This window comes from Kineococcus terrestris, from assembly GCF_041020755.1.
GTDB classification, from domain to species: Bacteria; Actinomycetota; Actinomycetes; order Actinomycetales; family Kineococcaceae; genus Kineococcus; species Kineococcus terrestris.
In genome coordinates, this window is the sequence record NZ_JBEUEI010000030.1 from 1 (window position 1) to 18,359 (window position 18,359).

The 18,359-nt window shown below is 77.4% G+C and carries 17 protein-coding genes; 5 read left to right on the top strand and 12 right to left on the bottom strand.

Annotated elements, in window-relative coordinates:
* Positions 1–395: 395 nt before the first annotated feature.
* On the top strand, positions 396–698 hold the full coding sequence (locus AB8M62_RS15910; RefSeq protein ID WP_369055758.1) for a WhiB family transcriptional regulator: 303 nt from the start codon (positions 396–398) through the stop codon (positions 696–698).
* Positions 699–828: 130 nt separating this feature from the next.
* Here AB8M62_RS15910 and groL read toward each other — a convergent pair whose 3' ends face one another.
* Both groL and groES read right to left on the bottom strand, forming a co-directional pair.
* Positions 829–2,445, bottom strand: a complete 1,617-nt coding sequence (groL, locus tag AB8M62_RS15915; RefSeq protein WP_369055759.1) for a chaperonin GroEL — start codon at positions 2,443–2,445, stop codon at positions 829–831.
* Between the two features lie 96 nt (positions 2,446–2,541).
* Complete coding sequence (gene groES / locus AB8M62_RS15920) at positions 2,542–2,838, bottom strand: co-chaperone GroES (protein WP_369055760.1); 297 nt, start codon at positions 2,836–2,838, stop codon at positions 2,542–2,544.
* A 205-nt stretch (positions 2,839–3,043) separates the two neighbouring features.
* On the opposite strand from groES, the gene AB8M62_RS15925 reads away from it, so the two are divergent.
* Positions 3,044–4,297, top strand: a complete 1,254-nt coding sequence (locus tag AB8M62_RS15925; RefSeq protein WP_369070180.1) for a class I SAM-dependent methyltransferase — start codon at positions 3,044–3,046, stop codon at positions 4,295–4,297.
* Here AB8M62_RS15925 and rimI read toward each other — a convergent pair.
* The gene (rimI, locus tag AB8M62_RS15930) at positions 4,277–4,756 is read right to left on the bottom strand and encodes a ribosomal protein S18-alanine N-acetyltransferase (protein WP_369070181.1); all 480 of its coding nucleotides are present in this window, start codon (positions 4,754–4,756) and stop codon (positions 4,277–4,279) included. The genes AB8M62_RS15925 and rimI overlap by 21 nt on opposite strands.
* A 308-nt stretch (positions 4,757–5,064) precedes the next feature.
* Between rimI and AB8M62_RS15935 the strand changes: the two genes are divergently transcribed.
* The gene (locus AB8M62_RS15935) at positions 5,065–5,589 is read left to right on the top strand and encodes a hypothetical protein (protein ID WP_369070182.1); all 525 of its coding nucleotides are present in this window, start codon (positions 5,065–5,067) and stop codon (positions 5,587–5,589) included.
* Between the two features lie 10 nt (positions 5,590–5,599).
* Here AB8M62_RS15935 and AB8M62_RS15940 read toward each other — a convergent pair whose 3' ends face one another.
* Complete coding sequence (locus AB8M62_RS15940) at positions 5,600–7,162, bottom strand: gluconokinase (RefSeq protein ID WP_369070183.1); 1,563 nt, start codon at positions 7,160–7,162, stop codon at positions 5,600–5,602.
* Positions 7,159–8,637 (bottom strand): GntP family permease, encoded by a 1,479-nt coding sequence (locus AB8M62_RS15945; RefSeq protein WP_369070184.1) that lies wholly within the window; start codon positions 8,635–8,637, stop codon positions 7,159–7,161. Before AB8M62_RS15945 ends, AB8M62_RS15940 begins: the two co-directional genes overlap by 4 nt.
* 135 nt (positions 8,638–8,772) lie before the next feature.
* On the opposite strand from AB8M62_RS15945, the gene AB8M62_RS15950 reads away from it, so the two are divergent.
* Positions 8,773–9,561, top strand: coding sequence for a FadR/GntR family transcriptional regulator (locus tag AB8M62_RS15950; protein WP_373694973.1), 789 nt, complete (start codon positions 8,773–8,775; stop codon positions 9,559–9,561).
* Between the two features lie 4 nt (positions 9,562–9,565).
* On the opposite strand, the gene tsaB is transcribed toward AB8M62_RS15950, so the two are convergent.
* From tsaB to glmS, 7 genes are all read right to left on the bottom strand, one after another.
* Entirely contained in the window at positions 9,566–10,288 is a 723-nt protein-coding gene (gene tsaB, locus AB8M62_RS15955; RefSeq protein ID WP_369070185.1) for a tRNA (adenosine(37)-N6)-threonylcarbamoyltransferase complex dimerization subunit type 1 TsaB, read from the bottom strand.
* A 9-nt stretch (positions 10,289–10,297) separates the two neighbouring features.
* On the bottom strand, positions 10,298–10,855 hold the full coding sequence (gene tsaE / locus AB8M62_RS15960; RefSeq protein WP_369070187.1) for a tRNA (adenosine(37)-N6)-threonylcarbamoyltransferase complex ATPase subunit type 1 TsaE: 558 nt from the start codon (positions 10,853–10,855) through the stop codon (positions 10,298–10,300).
* Positions 10,852–12,090 (bottom strand): alpha/beta fold hydrolase, encoded by a 1,239-nt coding sequence (locus AB8M62_RS15965; protein ID WP_369070189.1) that lies wholly within the window; start codon positions 12,088–12,090, stop codon positions 10,852–10,854. Before AB8M62_RS15965 ends, tsaE begins: the two co-directional genes overlap by 4 nt.
* Positions 12,087–13,361: an alanine racemase gene (alr, locus tag AB8M62_RS15970; protein ID WP_369070190.1), complete on the bottom strand. Its 1,275-nt coding sequence runs from the start codon at positions 13,359–13,361 to the stop codon at positions 12,087–12,089. Before alr ends, AB8M62_RS15965 begins: the two co-directional genes overlap by 4 nt.
* A 19-nt stretch (positions 13,362–13,380) precedes the next feature.
* The gene (locus tag AB8M62_RS15975) at positions 13,381–14,865 is read right to left on the bottom strand and encodes an NAD(P)H-hydrate epimerase (protein WP_369070191.1); all 1,485 of its coding nucleotides are present in this window, start codon (positions 14,863–14,865) and stop codon (positions 13,381–13,383) included.
* Positions 14,862–15,221, bottom strand: coding sequence for a holo-ACP synthase (locus AB8M62_RS15980; protein WP_369055770.1), 360 nt, complete (start codon positions 15,219–15,221; stop codon positions 14,862–14,864). The genes AB8M62_RS15975 and AB8M62_RS15980 overlap by 4 nt, the downstream gene beginning before the upstream one ends.
* A 95-nt stretch (positions 15,222–15,316) precedes the next feature.
* The gene (gene glmS / locus AB8M62_RS15985) at positions 15,317–17,224 is read right to left on the bottom strand and encodes a glutamine--fructose-6-phosphate transaminase (isomerizing) (protein ID WP_369070192.1); all 1,908 of its coding nucleotides are present in this window, start codon (positions 17,222–17,224) and stop codon (positions 15,317–15,319) included.
* Positions 17,225–17,444: 220 nt separating this feature from the next.
* Here glmS and coaA point away from each other — a divergent pair, with 220 nt between their 5' ends.
* Positions 17,445–18,359: a type I pantothenate kinase gene (gene coaA, locus AB8M62_RS15990; protein WP_369055812.1), complete on the top strand. Its 915-nt coding sequence runs from the start codon at positions 17,445–17,447 to the stop codon at positions 18,357–18,359.

The following is an 18,359-nucleotide window of genomic DNA, read 5'->3' on the forward strand; positions in this document are numbered from 1 at the left end:
CGGCGGCCCGGCGGCCGCGCCGGGCGCGGCGGCGGCGGCCCCCGCGGCCGCGCCCCCCCCCCCCCCCCCCCCCCCCCCCCCCCCCCCCCCCCCCCCCCCCCCCGCGGCAGCGAAACGCTTCACGAACCGGTCACGCCCCGGTCACCGGTCGTCGCCGCGGGTACCGGCCGGTCACCGGTCGGCCAGGGGCTGTTCACGCCTTCGCCACCGCAGGTCAGCGGCGCCGCACCGACCGGCCGCACCGGCGGCGCCGGCCGGGTGGGACCGCCCCCGTGTGGCGCAGATCGCTCCAGACAGGGCCTTGAACAACTTCTGGCGCGGTTGTAGGTTCATCCACGTCCTCGTGACCACCGCAACCGCGGTGGGAGCACCGCCCCCTCGAAGAGGAGCGCACCATGGCTGAGATCTCCCGCCTCCCCGGTCCCGTCGCCGACATCTGGGAGTGGCAGCTCGACGGCTCCTGCCGCGAGGCGGACCCCAACCTCTTCTTCCACCCCGAGGGCGAGCGCGGGCCGGCCCGCCGCAACCGCGACGCCGCCGCGCAGGCCGTGTGCGCCGCCTGCCCCGTCATCCAGCAGTGCAAGCAGCACGCCCTGAAGGTGCGCGAGCCCTACGGCGTGTGGGGCGGCCTGACCGAGGACGACCGCGAGGCCATCTACGCGGCGGAGCGCCGCCGCACGCTGCGCATCGCCAGCTGACACCCACCCGCTCCGCCCGCGCGCGCGGTGGTGCGGCGCACGGCGCGGAGCGCGCCGGTCCCGCCGGGACCGACGCGAAGAGGCCCGGCCCCCTCGGGGGGACCGGGCCTCTCGCACGTGCGGGGCGGTGTCAGTGGCCGTGCCCGTGGCCGTGCCCGGCGGCCGCCGGCTCCTCCTCCTTCTTGTCCACCACCAGCGTGTCCGTGGTGAGGACCATGGAGGCGATCGAGGCCGCGTTGCGCAGCGCCGAGCGCGTCACCTTCACGGGGTCGATGACGCCCGCGGCGACCAGGTCGACGTACTCGCCGGTCGCGGCGTTCAGGCCGTGGCCCGGCTGCAGGCCGCGGACCTTCTCCACGACGACGTAGCCCTCCTCGCCGGCGTTCTCGGCGATCCAGCGCAGCGGCTCGGTGGCGGCGCGGTGCACCAGCTTGACGCCGGTCGCCTCGTCGCCGGTCAGGCCCAGGCCGTCCTCCAGGACGGACACCGCGTGGGTCAGGGCGCTGCCGCCGCCGGCGACGATGCCCTCCTCGATCGCGGCGCGCGTGGCGGAGACGGCGTCCTCGATGCGGTGCTTCTTCTCCTTCAGCTCCACCTCGGTGTGCGCGCCGACCTTGATGACGACGACACCGCCGGCGAGCTTGGCCAGGCGCTCCTGCAGCTTCTCGCGGTCCCAGTCGGAGTCGGTGCGCTCGATCTCGGCCTTGATCTGGGCGACGCGGCCCGCGACCTCGTCGGACGAGCCGGCGCCGTCGACGATGGTCGTGTCGTCCTTGGTGACCGTGATGCGGCGGGCGGTGCCCAGCACGTCGAGGTCCACCTGGTCCAGCTGCAGGCCGACCTCCTCCGCGACGACCTGCGCGCCCGTGAGGGTGGCGATGTCGCCGAGGATCGCCTTGCGGCGGTCGCCGAAGCCGGGGGCCTTGACGGCCACCGCGTTGAAGGTGCCGCGGATCTTGTTGACCACCAGGGTCGACAGGGCCTCGCCCTCGACGTCCTCGGCGATGATCAGCAGCGGCTTGGAGGCCTGCAGGACCTTCTCCAGCAGCGGCAGCAGCTGCTGCACCGTGGAGATCTTGCCCTGGTGCACGAGCACGTAGGCGTCCTCCAGGACGGCCTCCTGGCGCTCGGCGTCGGTGACGAAGTAGGGCGAGACGTAGCCCTTGTCGAACTGCATGCCCTCGGTGAAGTCCAGCTCCAGCGCCGTGGTGGAGGCCTCCTCCACGGTGATGACGCCGTCCTTGCCAACCTTGTCGAAGGCGTCGGCCAGCAGCTCGCCGACCGTGGCGTCCTGGGCGGAGATGGTCGCGACGTGGGCGATGTCGCCCTTGCCGTCGACGTCGCGGGCCAGCTCGAGCAGCTTGTCGTTGACCGCCTCGACGGCCTTGTCGATGCCGCGCTTGAGGCCGGACGGCGCCGCGCCCGCGGCCACGTTGCGCAGGCCCTCCTTGACCAGGGCCTGGGCCAGGACGGTCGCCGTGGTCGTGCCGTCGCCGGCGACGTCGTTGGTCTTGGTGGCGACCTCCTTGGCGAGCTGGGCGCCGAGGTTCTCGTAGGCGTCCTCCAGCTCCACCTCGCGGGCGATGGTCACGCCGTCGTTGGTGATGGTGGGGGCGCCCCACTTCTTGTCGATGACGACGTTGCGGCCGCGGGGGCCGAGCGTCACCTTGACGGCGTTCGCGAGCGCGTCGACGCCGCGCTCCAGGGACTTGCGGGCGGAGTCGTCGAACGCGAGCTGCTTGGCCATGTCGTTCCTTCCTCGGGGTCTTCCGGCTGTGCTGCGGAACGCGGGACGCCCCGGGCCCGGGTCACGGGCGCCGGGGCGTCGGGGTGCTGCCGCTGCTTACTTGGCGACCTTGGCGAGCACGTCGCGGGCCGAGAGGATCAGCAGCTCGTCGCCGCCGTACTTGACCTCGGTGCCGCCGTACTTGGAGTAGATGACCTTGTCGCCGACGGTGACGTCGACCGGCACGCGGTTGCCGTTGTCGTCCACGCGGCCGGGGCCGACCGCCAGGACCTCGCCCTCCTGGGGCTTCTCCTTGGCGGTGTCCGGGATGACGAGACCGGAGGCGGTCGTCTGCTCCGCGTCGAGCGGCTTGACGACGATGCGGTCCTCGAGCGGAGTGATGGAGACCGACACTGAGCGGCCCTCCCCTTCTGCTGTCGCGAACTCTGTACGGGGTGGTCGGTGGACGGGGTGGTGCGCGACCGTCGTCGCGGGTGCCGGCGGCACCGCCCCGCCGTTGGCACTCCCTGGTGCGGAGTGCCACCCGACGCTGGGCGTGACGCTAGCACTCCCGCCCCCTGAGTGCCAGGCGCCCTCCCCCGGGCGGCGCTGCGGCAGCATGGGCGCGGTGGAGACCGTCGAGGACGTGCGGGAGCTGACGTCGCCCGCCGGCCGGGCGCTGCTCGCGCTGCTGGCCGGCGACGCCGCCGCGGGGCCCGGCGGCGACCCGCTGGCCCTGGGGCAGCGGCTGCGCCGCGAGGGGCACGAGCCGCGCCTGGTGGCCCTGGCGATGACCCAGGACCGGCTGCGGCGCAAGGCCGTCGCCAAGCTCGGCCCGCGCGGGCGCGAGCTGCTGCTGACCCCCGCCGGCGTCGAGCAGGCCACCCGCGCCGCCGTCGCCGCCGCCCACGCCGCCCGGTACGCGGGCGCCGGGGTGCGCCGGGTGGCCGACCTCGGCTGCGGGATCGGCGCCGACGCGCTGGCGCTGGCCGACGCCGGCCTGGACGTGCTGGCCGTGGACGCCGACCCCCTCACCGCCGCCGTCGCCACCGCCAACCTCGCCGGCGCGGGCCCCGGGCGCGCGAGCGTGCGCTGCGCGGACCTCACCGCCGGCGTCGTCGACGAGCTCGGCCCCGGCGACGGCGCCTGGTTCGACCCGGCCCGGCGCACCGCCCGCGGCAGGCGCCTGTTCGACCCCGAGGCCACCAGCCCGCCGCTGTCCTTCGTCCTGGCCACCGCGGGGCGGGTGCCCGCCACGGGCGCCAAGCTCGCGCCGGGCCTGCCGCACGAGCTGGTGCCCGCCGGCGCCGAGGCCCAGTGGACGTCCGTGGCCGGCGACGTCGTCGAGTGCGCGCTGTGGTGCGGGCCGCTGGCCCGGCCGGGGGTGCGGCGCAGCGCCCGGCTGCTGGCCGCGGACGGCGCCGCGCACGAGGTCGACGACCGCGACAGCCCGCCCGCCGCGGTCGGGGGGGTGGGCGCGTGGCTGCACGAGCCCGACGGGGCCGTCGTGCGCGCCGGGCTCGTCGGCGCCGTCGCGGAGCGGGTCGGCGGCCGGCTGGTCGACGAGACCATCGCCTACGTCACCACCGACGAGCCCGCGACCACCCCGCTGGCGAGCGCCTTCGCCGTCCACGACATCCTGCCGTTCGGCCTCAAGCCGCTGCGCGCGTACCTGCGCGCCCGGGACGTGGGCCCGCTGACGGTGAAGAAGCGCGGCACGGCCGTGGACCCCGACGAGCTGCGGCGGCGGCTGGGCCTGCGCGGCTCGCGGGCGGCGACGCTCGTGCTGACGCGGGTGGCCGGGCGCCAGAGCGTCCTCGTGGTCTCCCCCGCCGGGACCGCGGCGGGGTCCTCAGCGCCCGCCGCCGGCTGAGCCGCGCAGGTCCGCGCGCAGGACCAGCGCGTCGACGTCGCCGGGCTGGTAGTAGCGGGCGCGGCGGGCGATGCGCCGGAAGCCCTCCGCCAGGTAGAGCGCCTGCGCGGGCTCGTTGTCGGCGCGCACCTCCAGCAGCAGGTGGGTGGCGCCGCCGTCGCGGGCCGCGGTCACCAGCCGCCGCAGCAGCGTCCGGCCCAGGCCCCGCCGCTGGGCGCCCGGGGCGACGCCGAGGGTCTGCACGTCGGCGTCCGCACCGGGCACGACGACCCCGCCGTAGCCCAGCAGCTCCTCCGGGCCCCCGTCCGCGGCGGGCTCCACCGCGACGAGGTAGGTGCGGCCCGGGTGGGCCAGCTCGCCCCAGAAGGTCTCCGCCGACCAGGCCGTGGGGCCGAACAGCTCCTGCTCCAGCCGGTGCACGGCGGCCACGTCCCACCACCGCATCGCCCGGACCTCCACGCCCGCGAGGCTACGCGGCGGGGCGCCGGGGCGGCCGGGGCGGCCGTCCCGGGCTGCGCGCGAGGCCCACCGCGGCGACCACCCGTGCACGGCGCCCGCACCGACCGCGACGACCGTCCGGCCGCCACGGCCACCCCCGGCGCGACCGGCGGTCCCGCCGTCGAGGTGCCCGAAGTGGCGCCCGTGGAGGTCGCCACCACCGACGACGTCGAGACGTCCGGCGACCCGCTGGCCCGCTGGGCCGCCGAGACGGACGCCGAGCCGGTGACGGTCGTCTCCAGCGTGGACAGCGCCGCGCAGGACGTGCTGTGGCAGCCGCCCGCCGAGGAGGGCGCGCCGCTGCTGGTGGCGGTGCACTCCTGGAGCAGCGACTGGACGCAGGAGAACGGCATCCCTACGCGCAGTGGGCCCGGCGCGCCGGGTGGGGCTTCGTGCACCCGGACTTCCGCGGCGTCGACGAGCGCCCCGAGGCGACCGGCTCGACGCTGGCCACGTCCGACGTGGTGGACGCCGTCGACTTCGCCGGGGCGGTCTCCTGGGTGCCGATCGACGACCTGACCCGCTGGTACGCGTACAACCGCGACGAGCGGCCGGAGGAGGACTACGCCGACCAGGTCGCCGCCTCCTGCGGGGGCGACCCGACGGCCAGCGGCGAGGCGGCCGCCTCGTGCGCCGGGCGCGACGAGGCGGACGCCCGCTTCGGCGAGGGCGACCCGCCCTTGCTGGCGACCCTGGCGTCGGCCGCCGTCACCGCGGTGGTCTTCGACGACGGCCACGCCGTGGTCCACGACCCGGGGCTGCGCTGGCTGCTGGAGCTGGACGCGGCGCGCTGAGCGGACGCGCTCAGCCCGCCGGCTCCCGGTCCAGCGGCAGCGACGGCGCCAGCCGCCGCAGCGTGCGGTAGGTGGGCACCAGCGCCTCGTACAGCTCGGCGAACACCGGCCGCAGCGAGGCGTAGACGGCGGCGTCGGCCGGGTCGGGGCGCAGCCGCGACTCGACCTCGACGAGGTCGGCGGCCACCTCGACGCCGGGCACCAGCCCCAGGGCCTGCATGCCCAGCAGGGCCGCGCCGAAGCTGGAGCCCTCGTAGCCGCCCGCGAAGCCGATCTCCGTGCCGAGGGCGTCGGCGAGCATCTGCCGCCACAGGGGGCTGCGGGCGAACCCGCCGGTGGCGCGCAGCTCGGTGATCTCCAGCCCCGCGGCGCGCAGGGACTGCAGCACCGTGGCCAGCTGCAGGCACACCCCCTCCACCGCGGCGCGCACCAGGTGCTCGCGCCGGTGGGCGCGGGTCAGGCCGACGTAGGCGCCGCGCGGCAGGGAGCTCCAGTGCGGCGCCCGCTCGCTGAGCAGGTACGGCAGCATCAGCAGCCCGCCGGAACCGGCCGGCACGCTGCCGGCCAGCTCCATCAGCGCCTCCTGCGGCTCCTCGCCCAGGTCGGGCGCGAGGGTGTCCCCCGCCCAGCCGAGGACGACGCCGCCGTTGTTGATCGCCCCGCCCACGACCCACAGGCCCGGGGTCAGGGCGTAGCAGAACACCTGCCCCAGCGGGTCGACGACGGGACGGTCCACGACCACCCGCAGCGCCCCGCTGGTGCCGATCGAGCAGGCCGCGACGCCGGGGCGCACGGCGCCGACGCCGACGTTGGCCAGCGGCCCGTCGCTGGCGCCGACGACGACGGGGACGTCCTCGGGCAGGCCGGTGGCCGCGGCCCCCTCGGCGCTCAGGCCGGGCAGCACGTGCGTGGTGGGCACCGGCTCGGGCAGCTGCTCCAGCTGCACCCCGGCGAGCATCAGCGCCTCGGCGTCCCAGCGCAGCGACGCCAGGTCCAGCAGGCCCGTGGCCGAGGCCACGGAGTGGTCGACGACGAGCGCGCCGGCCAGGTGCAGCAGCACCCACTCCTTGACGCCGATCCAGAAGCTGACCCTCTCGCAGAGCTGGTGCTCCTGCTCGTGGAACCACACCAGCTTGGGCAGCGGCGACATCGGGTGCAGGGGCGTGCCGGTGCGCCGGTGCAGGGCCAGACCGCCCGTGCTCGCGCGCAGCCGCTCGGCCTGCTCGGCGGCGCGGGTGTCCGCCCACGTCACCAGCGGGGTCAGCGGCCGGTGCTCGGCGTCGATGCCCATGAGGTTGTGCATGGCGGCGCTGAAGGACAGCGCCGCCACCCGCCCGGCGCCGACCTCGGCGACCACGGCGCGCACGGACTCCTGCACGGCCCGCAGGATCAGCTGCGGGTCCTGCACGGCGTGCCCGGGGTGCGGCTCCTCCAGCGGGTAGCCGGCCGCGTGCTGGGCCAGCGCCTCGCCGCGCACGTCGAAGGCGACGACCTTGGTGCTGGTGGTGCCGATGTCGACGCCCAGCACCACGTCCCGGGCCCCGTCGCCGGCGCCCCCCGGTGCGCTGCTCACAGGACCAGGTAGCCGATGAACGCCAGGCCGAAGCCGATGAACCCGAGGAGGGTCTCCATGACCGTCCAGGTGCGCAGCGTCGTCGGGACGTCCATGCCGAGGAAGCGGCCGACCAGCCAGAAGCCGGAGTCGTTGACGTGGCTGAGGGCCGTGGCGCCCGCCGCGATGGCGATGACGATGAAGCACAGGTCGAGCGTGCTGAGCCCGCCGGTGGCCTCGACGGTGGGGGCGATGAGGCCCGCCGTCGTGGTCAGCGCCACCGTCGCCGAGCCCTGCGCCACGCGCAGGCCCAGGGAGATGATGAAGGCCGCCACGATGACGGGCAGCCCGGTGGCGGCCAGGGTGTCCGCCAGCGCGCCGCCGATGCCGCTGGCGCGCAGGACGCCGCCGAACATGCCGCCGGCGCCGGTGATGAGGATGACCGCGCACACCGGGCCGAGGGCCCCGTTGGCCAGGTCCTCGACCTTCCCGCGGCTGAAGCGGCCGCGGCCCAGGACGAGCATCGCCACGAGCACGGCGATGAGCAGCGCGATCGGGGTCTGGCCGACGAGCCGCAGGGTCTGCACCCAGGCGGCCTCCCCGTCGACCGCGCCCGCGGTGGCCAGGGTGTTCAGGCCGGTGTTGAGGAAGATGAGGACCAGCGGCAGCAGCAGGATGAACAGGACGGTGCCGAAGCTGGGCGGCGGGCCGGGCAGGTCGCCGCTCTCGCTGGCCGCGGGCCCGCCGCCGGTGCCGTCGGCCGTGCCGGCGCCACCGGTGCCGGCCGAGCGGCCCTGGCCGCCGCCGACGTTGGCGGCCACGCGCCCGGCCCACTCCGCGGGCAGGGGCACGTCGATGCGCTTGGCCGCCCACAGGCCGAAGAGGTAGGAGGCGACGAACCACGTCGGCACGGCGATCACGGTGCCGACGATGATGAGCAGGCCGATGTCGGCCCCCAGGCCGAGCAGCTCGCCGGCGGCGACCGGGCCCGGGTGCGGCGGCACGAAGCCGTGCATGACACCGAAGGCGCCCGCCGAGGGCAGGGCGTACTTCAGGACGGAGCCGCCGAAGCGGCGGGCCACGGCGAAGATGATCGGCAGGAAGACGACGAAGCCGGCGTCGAAGAAGATCGGGAAGCCGAACAGCAGCGAGGCGATGCCCAGCGCGAGCGGCGCGCGGTGCTCGCCGAAGCGGGTGATGAGGGTGTCGGCGAGCACCTGCGCGCCGCCGGTCACCTCCAGCAGCTTGCCGATGATGACGCCGAACCCGACGAGCAGGGCGACGCTGGCCAGCGTGCTGCCGAACCCGCTGGTGAGGGTCTCGACGACCTCCCCGGTGGGGACGCGGGTGGCGACGGCCGTCAGGGCGCTGACGAGCACGAGCGCCGGGAAGGCGTGCAGCTTGAAGCGGATGATGAGCAGGAGCAGCAGGGCGACGGCGGCGGCGGCGATGAGCAGCAGCACGCCCGTGCCGTAGGCGGGTTCGACGGTCTCCACGGGGCCTCCAGGGACGGCGGTGTCTCGGCGGCGCACCCTAGCCCACCCTGCGGGCCATTCGTCGTACTTGTCGAGTCCGACGCGGTCATTCGTGTACGGACGGGACGTGGCGGACGGGTCCGGCAGGATGTCCGGGTGCCTGACGCCGACGAGCCTCCCACCGGGACGCCCCCCGGTCACGGGGACGCGCACGAGCACGCCGATCTGCACGGCCGCGTCCTGGACCGCCTCGGCCGGCGCGTCGTCGACGGCGAACTGCCCCCCGGCACCGTCCTGGGCCTGGAGCGCATCGCCGGCGACCACGGCGTCTCGCGCACCGTCGCCCGCGAGGTGGTCCGCGTCCTGGAGTCCCTGCACCTGGTCGCCAGCCGCCGCCGCGTCGGCGTCGTCGTCCAGCCGCCCGAGGGGTGGACGGTCCTCGACCCGCGCGTCGTGCGCTGGCGCCTGGCCGGCCCGCAGCGCCCCGCCCAGCTGCTGGCCCTGTCCGAGCTGCGGCTGGCCGTCGAGCCCGTCGCCGCCGCCCTGGCCGCCGACCGCGCCACGCCCGAGCAGTGCGGCGCCCTCGTCGAGGCCGTCGTCGGGATGAGCGTCACCGCCCGCGTCCCGGACCTGGCCGCCTACCTCGAGCACGACGCGCGCTTCCACCGCACGCTGCTCGCCGCCACCGGCAACGACGCCTTCGCCGCCCTCGCCGGGACCCTCACCGAGGTGCTGTCCGGGCGCACCCAGCACCGGCTCATGCCCGCGCGGCCGGTGGCGCGCGCCATCGGCTGGCACCGCGAGGTCGCCGAGGCCGTCGGCGCCCGCGACGCCGCCGCCGCCGAGCGGGCGATGCGCGAGATCGTCACCGAGTCCACCGCGGCGATGACCGCGGCCTTCGCCGCGCCCGCCGCGCCCCCCGCCCCGGCTCCTCCGGGGAGCTGAGCCGTCAGCCGGTGACGCGCTTGGGGCCGGCGGGCACCACGGCGTCCGGCCGGCGCAGGTACAGCGGCTCCACGGGCAGCAGCGGCAGGTGCGCGCGCCCGGCCAGCGCGAGCACCGCCAGCCGCGCCAGCGCCCCGGCGTCCACGTCGAACGGCTCCGCCGCCGGGCCCAGCGCGTCCGGGTGCAGCAGCGTCCCGCGGCCCACCACGGGCAGGGTGCCGCGCTCGACGGCCGCCGGCGCGACCACGTCCGGGCCGGCGGTGCGGCGCAGACCGGTCAGCGGCTCCCCGTCGACCTCGGGCGCGTCCAGGCGGTAGCGGGCGGTGTGCACCTCGCGGCGGCGCGCGTCGGTGGCGACGAGGAACTCCACCGGCTCCCCCGACCCGGCGCGCGCGGCGGTCACGGCCCCGCGCTCCACGGCGTCCGCGGCGAGCGCGTCCAGGGAGCACACGCCGTGCAGGCGCGCCCCCCACGCCAGCGCCAGCGCCTGCGCGGTGACCAGCCCGACCCGCAGCCCCGTGTACGGGCCCGGGCCCACCCCCACGGCCACGTCGGTCACGTCGGCGCGCGCCGCGCCGGCCTCGGCCAGGACGGCGCCGACCGTGGGCGTCAGGACCTCGTTGTGGTGGCGGGCGTCGCCCGCGCGCCGGGAGGCGAGCAGCCGCTCGCCGTCGCAGACGGCCACGGCCACGCCGTCGGTCGCGGTGTCCAGGGCGAGCAGCAGCACGCGGGGAGTCTAGGGAGCCGCCTGCGGGCCGGGGTCGAGCAGGGCCGCGAGGTCCACCCCGGCCCAGCGGGCTCCGACGGCCCGCAGCCGGACCGCGCGCGGCTCGACCGGCACGTCGAGCTCCGCCCCGGCGTCCCCGGCGTCCCCGGCGTCCCCGGCCGTCGCGCCGTGCGGGCGCAGCAGGTCCACCTCCAGGCGGTCCTCGGCCAGCTCCTCCACCATCCCGCTGCCCCACTCCACGACCGTCACGGCCTCGCCCGCCGAGGCGTCCAGGTCCAGGTCGTCGACCTCGGCCAGCGAGCCGAGCCGGTAGGCGTCCACGTGGACCAGCGGCGGGCCGCCGACCAGGGAGGGGTGGACGCGGGCGATGACGAACGTCGGGGAGGTCACGGGCCCGCGCACGCCCAGGCCGTCGGCCAGCCCGCGCGTGAACGTCGTCTTGCCCGCGCCCAGGTCGCCGGACAGGACGACGAGGTCGCCGGCGCGCAGCAGCCCGCCCAGCCGCCGGCCCAGCGCGGTCGTCGCCGCCGGGGTGGGCAGCTCGCCGGTGCTCGTGCGCTCGCTCACGGGTGCCTCCCGGGGGCCCGGACGTCGGGGACGACGACCTCGTGCGGGGCCGGGCCGCCCCGCTCGACGTGCCCGGTGCCGGGCGGGCCGCCGGCGGGGCGCCCGGCCACGTGCCCCACGTGCCCCACGTGCCCGCGCCCGCCCGGCACGTGCCCGGCGTGGCGGACCTCCCCCGCGCGGGGACCGGCGGGGCGGGCGGCGCGCGCGGGCGGGACGACGGCCCGGCCGGCGACGCGGGCCAGCAGCCGCTCCAGGCGCGCGGTGACGATCCCCGGGTGCTCCAGCATGACCAGGTGCCCGGCGCGGCGGACGAGGACGTGCTCGGCGCCCTCGACCGCGTCGGCGATGCGGCGGCCGTGCTCGGCGGGGGTCATGAGGTCCCGGTCGGCGGTCACGACGAGGACCGGGCGGCCGGACAGCGCGGCCAGCGACCCGTGCAGGTCCAGGGTGCTGAACGCGGGCAGCAGGTCGGCGATGACCTCCACCGTCGTGCCGGCCATCATCCGCGCCGCGAACCGCGACACCTCCGGCGGCACGGGCGAGGCGAAGGACCAGTGGTGGACCAGCCGCTGCTCCACGTCGGCGCCGACCCTGCGCCCGCGCTCCAGCAGCGCGGTGCGGCCGGCGGCGCGGGCCAGCAGCAGCTCGGCCCAGCGCACGAGGTGGCGGCCCAGCAGCGGCAGGCCGTGGTCGTAGCCGGCCAGGCCGCCGGCGCTGGTGGCGACCAGCGCGACCCCGCGCACGCGTTCCAGCAGGTCGGGCCGGCGCACCGCCAGCGCCATGACCGTCATCCCGCCCAGGGAGTGCCCGACGAGCACGAGGGGGCCCTCGGGCACGACGGCGTCGAGGACCTGCCCGAGGTCGTCGGCCACGCGCTCGACGGTGACGGGCCCGGCCGGCCCGCGCCCGGAGCGCCCGTGCCCGCGGTGCTCGGGCAGGACGAGGCGGTAGCGCCCGCGCAGCGCGCGGCGCTGGAAGTGCCAGGCGTCGGCGGACAGCCCGTAGCCGTGCAGCAGGACGACGGTCGGCGCGAGCTCCTCCCCCGGCGCCCGCCCGGGGTCGGGCGCCCCCGCCCCGCGGGTCCCGCCGTCCTCGTCGAGCTCGTCGACCTCCACGTGCAGCAGGGCGCCGTCGTCGGTCCGGACCCGGTGCGCCGTCCCGGTGAGGGGTGTGATGTCGCGCCCGCGCCGCGGTCGGGCTGGCAGCAGCCGCAGGCGCCGGGAGGCCAGGCTCACGCGCCCGCCCCCGCGCCGGCGGCGAGCCCGGCGAGGCGGCCGGCGTACCGGCGGGGCACGCGCGGGCCCAGGCGGGTGACCACCTCGTAGGAGATGGTGCCGGCGGCCTCGGCCCAGTCCTGGGCGGTGGGCTCCAGCGGGCGGCCCGCGGCGGCCCCGGCGCCGAAGACGACGACCGGGTCGCCCGCGGCGGCGTCGTCGCCGGGGCCCAGGTCCACCACGAACTGGTCCATGCACACGCGCCCGGCGACGGGGCGCCGCCGACCGCCGACGAGGACCTGACCGCCCGCGGGCGCGCCGTCGGCGCCGGTGCGGGAGGAGGCGTGCCGCGGCACGCCGTCGCCGTAGCCCAGCGGCACCAGGCCCAGGGTCGTGGCGCGCGGCGCCGTCCACGTCGTGCCGTAGGACACGCCCGCCCCGGCGGGCACCCGCCGCACGTGCGCCAGGCGCGCCGTCAGCGTCATGGCGGGCACCAGCCCCAGCTCCGCGGCGCTCGCGCGCGCCGGGGCGGGGGTCAGGCCGAACAGCGCCAGCCCGCAGCGGGCCAGGTCGAAGCGCGAGCGCGGCAGCAGCAGCGCGGCCGCGGAGTTGGCGTGGTGCAGCAGGCCTGGGTCCACGCCGCGGGCACGGGCGGTGGCGACCGCGGCGGTGAAGGCGTCCAGCTGGGCGTCCACGGTGGCGGCGTCCGGGTCGTCGGCGTCGGCGAAGTGCGCCCACGTGCCGACGACCTCCACGGCGCCCTCGGCGACGGCGGCGGCCACGGCGTCCAGCAGCGGTGGCCACTGGGCGGGCGACGCCCCGCCGCGGGACATGCCGCTGTCGACCTCCAGGTGCAGGCGGGCGGCGCGGCCGGTGGCGCGGGCCGCGGCCACGGCGGCGGCGAGGGTCCGGTCCGCGGCCACCGACAGCTCCACGCCCGACGCGACGGCGGGGCGCAGGTCGGTGCCGGGCACGAGCAGCCACGCGAGGACGGGCGCCTCGATCCCGGCGGCCCGCAGCGCCAGCGCCTCGGCGACGTGCGCGACGCCGAGGCGGGTGGCGCCCCCGGCCAGCGCGGCGCGGGCGGCGGGGACGGCGCCGTGCCCGTACCCGTCGGCCTTGACGACGGCCATCAGCTCGGCGCCGCCGAGGCGCCCGCGCAGCAGCGCCGCGTTGGCGGCCACGGCGTCGAGGTCGACGACCGCCTCGGCGGGCAGCCCGGGGGACGGCTCGGGCGAGCGCTCGGACGGCCCCGCGGACGGGCCCGCGGGCGCGGCGGTGGACGAGCTCACGCTGCGACCGTACCCGCGCTCACCAGCCGGGCAGCGAGGTGAGCGCGGCGGGCAGCGCCTCGGCGACGTCGGCGGCGGCCACGGGTCCCCCGGCGCTGGCCAGGGCCGCGGCCCGCCCGTGCAGCACGGCGGCCGCGGCGGCGACGTCGGCGGCCCGCTGCGGGTGCTCGCCCAGCTCGGCGGCGCGGGCGGCGAGCATCGTGCCCAGCAGCCCGGCCAGCACGTCGCCGGCGCCGGCGGTGGCCAGCCACGGCGGCGCGGCGGCCGCCGTCAGCAGCCGCCCGTCGACCGCGGCGACGGTCGTCACCGTCCCCTTCAGCAGGACGGTCGCGCCGGTCAGGTCCGCGGCGCGGCGGGCGGCGGCGGCCGGGTCGGCCTCCACCGCGGCGCGGTCGGCGTCCTCGCCGAGCAGGCCCAGCAGGCGGGCCAGCTCCCCCGCGTGCGGGGTCAGCACGTGCGCCGCTCCCAGCTGCGGGGGCAGGCCCGCGAGGGCGCCCGCGTCGACGACGGCCGGCTCCCCGGAGGCCAGCGCCTCGCGGACGCGGGCCTGCTGCTCCCCGTCGTCCGGGGACACCCCCGGCCCCAGCACCCACGCCTGGACGCGGCCGGGCCCGGGGACGGCCTCGGGGCGGTGGTGGCGCACCAGCTCGGCCGGGTGCGCGGGGCCGAGGTAGCGGACCATCCCGGCACCGGCGCGCACGGCCGCGTCCACGGCCAGCAGCGCCGCGCCGGTGTAGTCCGGCCCGCCGGCGACGACACCCACGACCCCGCGCGAGTACTTGTCGTCGCCCGGCACGGGCCGGCGCCACGCGGCCGCGACGTCGGCCGGCTCGACGCGGCGCACGACGGGCTCGGGCAGCTCGCCGGCCACGCCGATGTCGGCGACGACGAGGCGCCCGCAGCGCCCGGCGGCCGGGCCGAGCAGGTGGGCGGGCTTGGCGGTGCCGAAGGTGACGGTGAGGTCGGCGCCCAGCACGGCGCCGGTCACGGCGCCCGTGTCGGCGTCCAGCCCGCTGGGCAGGTCCACGGCCACCACGACGGGACCGCCGCTCCCGTCGAGGGCCGCCGCCAGCGCGTCCAGCGGGGCGCGCAGCCCGCCGCGCCCGCCGATCCCGGCCACCCCGTCGAGCAGGAGGTCGGCGCCCGCGCAGGCGCCGCCGGGCGCGGTGTCCTGGGCGGTCAGCGCCCGGACGCGGCACCCGGCGGCGCGGGCGGCGGCCAGGCCGGCGGCGTGCGAGCGCTCCGAGGTCAGCAGGACGAGCACGCCGGCGCCGCGGCGGGCCAGCAGGGCCGCCGCGAACAGCGCGTCCCCGCCGTTGTCGCCCGCCCCGGCCAGGACGACGACGCGCCGCCCGGCGACCCCGCCGGCCGCCGCGCGCAGGGCCCCGGCGCACTCGACCGCGAGCGCCGTCGACGCCCGCTGCATGAGCGTGCCCGCGGGCAGCCGCGCGGCGACGGCCGCCTCCGCGGCGCGCACCTGCGCAGCGGTGGCGGCGCCGATCACGGCAGGCCGCCCTCGGCGACGACCACCGCCGAGGCGATGCCGGCGTCGTGGGACAGGGACAGGTGGAAGCGCTGCACGCCCAGCTCGGCGGCGCGGGCGGCGACGCTGCCGCGCACGACGACCTCGGGGCGGTTGCCGTCCTCGCGCTCGACGCTGCAGTCGGTCCACACCAGCCCGACGGGGGCGCCCAGGGCCTTGGCGACGGCCTCCTTGGCGGCGAACCGCGCGGCCAGCGACTCGGCGGGCAGCCCGCGCTCGCCGTCCCCGAACAGCCGGTCGACCAGCCGGGGCGTGCGCTCCAGCTGCCGCGCGAACCGCGCGACGTCGACGACGTCGATCCCCACTCCGACGATCATGCTCGCCCCCTCCGGCAGGGCAGCACCGTCCCACGCGGGCATGGTGCCCCCGCCGCCGGGGTCCGGGGACCGGACCCCGGCGGCGGAGCCCGGCCTCACTCCACGGTGACGGACTTGGCCAGGTTGCGCGGCTGGTCGACGTCCAGGCCCTTGGCGGTGGCCAGCTCGCAGGCGAACACCTGCAGCGGCACGACGGCCAGCAGCGGCGACAGCAGCGTGGACGTCTGCGGGATCCGGATGACGACGTCGGCGTACGGCTCGACGGCCGTGTCGCCCTGCTCGGCGATGACGAGGGTGCGCGCGCCGCGGGCCCGCACCTCCTGGATGTTGGAGACGACCTTCGCGTGCAGGGAGTCGCGCCCGCGGGGGCTGGGCACGACGACGAACACCGGCTGGCCGGGCTCGACGAGCGCGATGGGCCCGTGCTTGAGCTCGCCGGCCGCGAACCCCTCGGCGTGGATGTACGCCAGCTCCTTCAGCTTCAGCGCCCCCTCCATCGCCACCGGGTAGCCGACGTGCCGGCCCAGGAACAGCACCGAGCGGGTGTCGGCCATGTAGCGGGCGATCTCGCGGACCTGCTCCAGGCCGTCGAGGACCTGGCGCAGCTGGTCGGGGACCTCCTGCAGCTGCTCCAGGACGACGCCGACCTCGTCGGCGAACTTGTTCCCCCGCAGCTGCGCCAGGTACAGGCCCAGCAGGTAGCAGGCGGTGATCTGCGCGAGGAACGCCTTCGTCGAGGCGACCGCGACCTCCGGGCCGGCGTGCGTGTACAGGGCCGCGTCGGCCTCGCGCGGGATGGTCGAGCCGTTGGTGTTGCAGATCGCCAGGACCTTCGCGCCCTGCTCGCGCGCGTGCCGCACCGCCATGATCGTGTCCATCGTCTCCCCCGACTGGGAGATCGCGACGACGAGCGTGCGCTCGGACAGCACGGGGTCGCGGTAGCGGAACTCGTGGGCCAGCTCCACCTCGACGGGGATGCGGCACCAGTGCTCGACGGCGTACTTGGCGACCTGCCCGGCGTAGGCGGCCGTCCCGCACGCCACCACGACGATCTTGTCGACGCTGCGCAGGTCGGCCTCGTCGATCTTCATCTCGTCCAGGACGAGGCGGCCGGAGGGGTCGGTGCGGCCCAGCAGCGTGTCGGCCACGGCCTGCGGCTGGTCGTGGATCTCCTTGGCCATGAAGCTGGGGAACCCGCCCTTCTCGGCGGCGGAGGCGTCCCAGTCCACGTGGTACCGCTTTCCCTGCGCGGGGCGGCCGTCGAAGCCGGTGACGACGACGTCGTCGGGGGTGATGGTGACGACCTGGTCCTGGCCCAGCTCCAGCGCGTCGCGGGTGTGCGCGATGAACGCGGCCACGTCCGAGCCCAGGTAGTTCGCGCCGTCGCCCAGGCCCACGACGAGCGGGGAGTTGCGGCGCGCGCCGACGATGGTGCCGGGGTGGTCGGCGTGCACGGCCAGCAGCGTGAACGCGCCCTCCAGGCGCTCGCAGGTGCGGCGCATGGCCTCCGCCAGGTCCCCGGGACCGTCGCCGGAGCCGTCCCCGGTGCGGGTGCCCTCGTAGGCGGCGGCCAGCAGGTGCGCGACGACCTCGGTGTCCGTCTCGGACGCGAACTCGGCGCCGGTCTCCTCCAGCTCGGCGCGCAGCACGGCGAAGTTCTCGACGATGCCGTTGTGGATGACGGCCACGCGCCCGCCGGTGCCGACGTGCGGGTGGGCGTTGACGTCGGTGGGGCCGCCGTGGGTGGCCCAGCGGGTGTGCCCGATCGCGGTCGGCGAGGACGGCAGCGGCTCGACGTCCAGCGCCTCGACGAGGTTGGCCAGCTTGCCGGCGCGCTTGCGCACGTCCACCCCGTCGGGCGTGACGACGGCGATGCCCGCGGAGTCGTACCCGCGGTACTCCAGGCGCCGCAGCCCCTCCAGGACGACGGCGCACCCCTCCAGCTGCTCGCCCGAGGTGGTGGCGCCCGCACCCGGCCCGACGAAACCCACGATCCCGCACATGAGGGGCAGCGTACGGCGGGGCACCGTCCCTCACGGTCCGTCGCCGCCGGGGGCACCCGCTGGGCGCAGCGGGTGAGCGGTGCGCTGCTCCGGACGGGGTACCGTGCCGCCGGTGAGCACCGCCGGCCGCACGTCCGACGTCCCGGCCGCCGAGGACCACGGCCACGGGCACGGGAACGGGCAGGCGAACGGGCACGGGCAGGCGCCCTCGCCGTACGTCGTGCTCGACCGCGACGAGTGGAGCCGGCTGCGCGACTCCACCCCCATGACGCTCACCGCGCAGGACCTGGCGCGCGTGCGGGGCCTGGGCGACCGCATCGACCTGCGCGAGGTCGAGGAGGTCTACCTGCCGCTGAGCCGGCTGCTGACGCTGTACGACCGGGCCACCGGCGGCCTGCACGCGGCGACCTCCACGTTCCTGGGCGAGCGGGCCCAGCGCACCCCGTTCGTCATCGCCGTCGCGGGGTCGGTGGCCGTGGGCAAGTCCACGACCGCGCGCATCCTGCGCGAGCTGCTGTCGCACTGGCCGGAGACCCCGCGCGTGGAGCTGGTGACCACCGACGGGTTCCTGCTGCCCAACGCCGAGCTGGAGCGGCGCGGCGTCCTGCACCGCAAGGGCTTCCCCGAGTCCTACGACCGGCGCGCGCTGCTGCGCTTCGTCTCCGCGGTCAAGTCCGGCGCGGCGGAGGTGCGCGCCCCGGTCTACTCGCACCTGACGTACGACATCGTCCCCGGCGAGGAGGCGGTCGTGCGCCGCCCCGACGTCCTCATCCTCGAGGGCCTGAACGTGCTGCAGCCGGCGCGGGTGCGCGCCGACGGCACCCAGGGCGTGGCCGTCAGCGACTACTTCGACTTCTCCCTGTACGTCGACGCGCGCACCGACGACGTGCGCAGCTGGTACGTGTCGCGGTTCCTGGAGCTGCGCCGCACGGCGTTCTCCCGGCCCGAGTCGTACTTCCGCCGCTACGCCGCGCTCAGCGACGAGCAGGCCGTCGAGCGCGCCGAGCGCATCTGGGCGGAGATCAACGGCCCCAACCTCGCCGAGAACGTGCGGCCCACCCGAGGCCGGGCCACCTGCGTGCTGCGCAAGGGGCCCGACCACGCCGTGCAGCAGGTGCGGCTGCGCAAGCTCTAG

Coding starts and splice junctions, on each gene's coding strand:
- AB8M62_RS15980 (WP_369055770.1), bottom strand. CDS start 15,221: ATGATCGTCGGAGTGGGGATCGACGTCGTCGACGTCGCGCGGTTCGCG.
- groL (WP_369055759.1), bottom strand. CDS start 2,445: ATGGCCAAGCAGCTCGCGTTCGACGACTCCGCCCGCAAGTCCCTGGAG.
- glmS (WP_369070192.1), bottom strand. CDS start 17,224: ATGTGCGGGATCGTGGGTTTCGTCGGGCCGGGTGCGGGCGCCACCACC.
- AB8M62_RS15910 (WP_369055758.1), top strand. CDS start 396: ATGGCTGAGATCTCCCGCCTCCCCGGTCCCGTCGCCGACATCTGGGAG.
- AB8M62_RS15925 (WP_369070180.1), top strand. CDS start 3,044: ATGGGCGCGGTGGAGACCGTCGAGGACGTGCGGGAGCTGACGTCGCCC.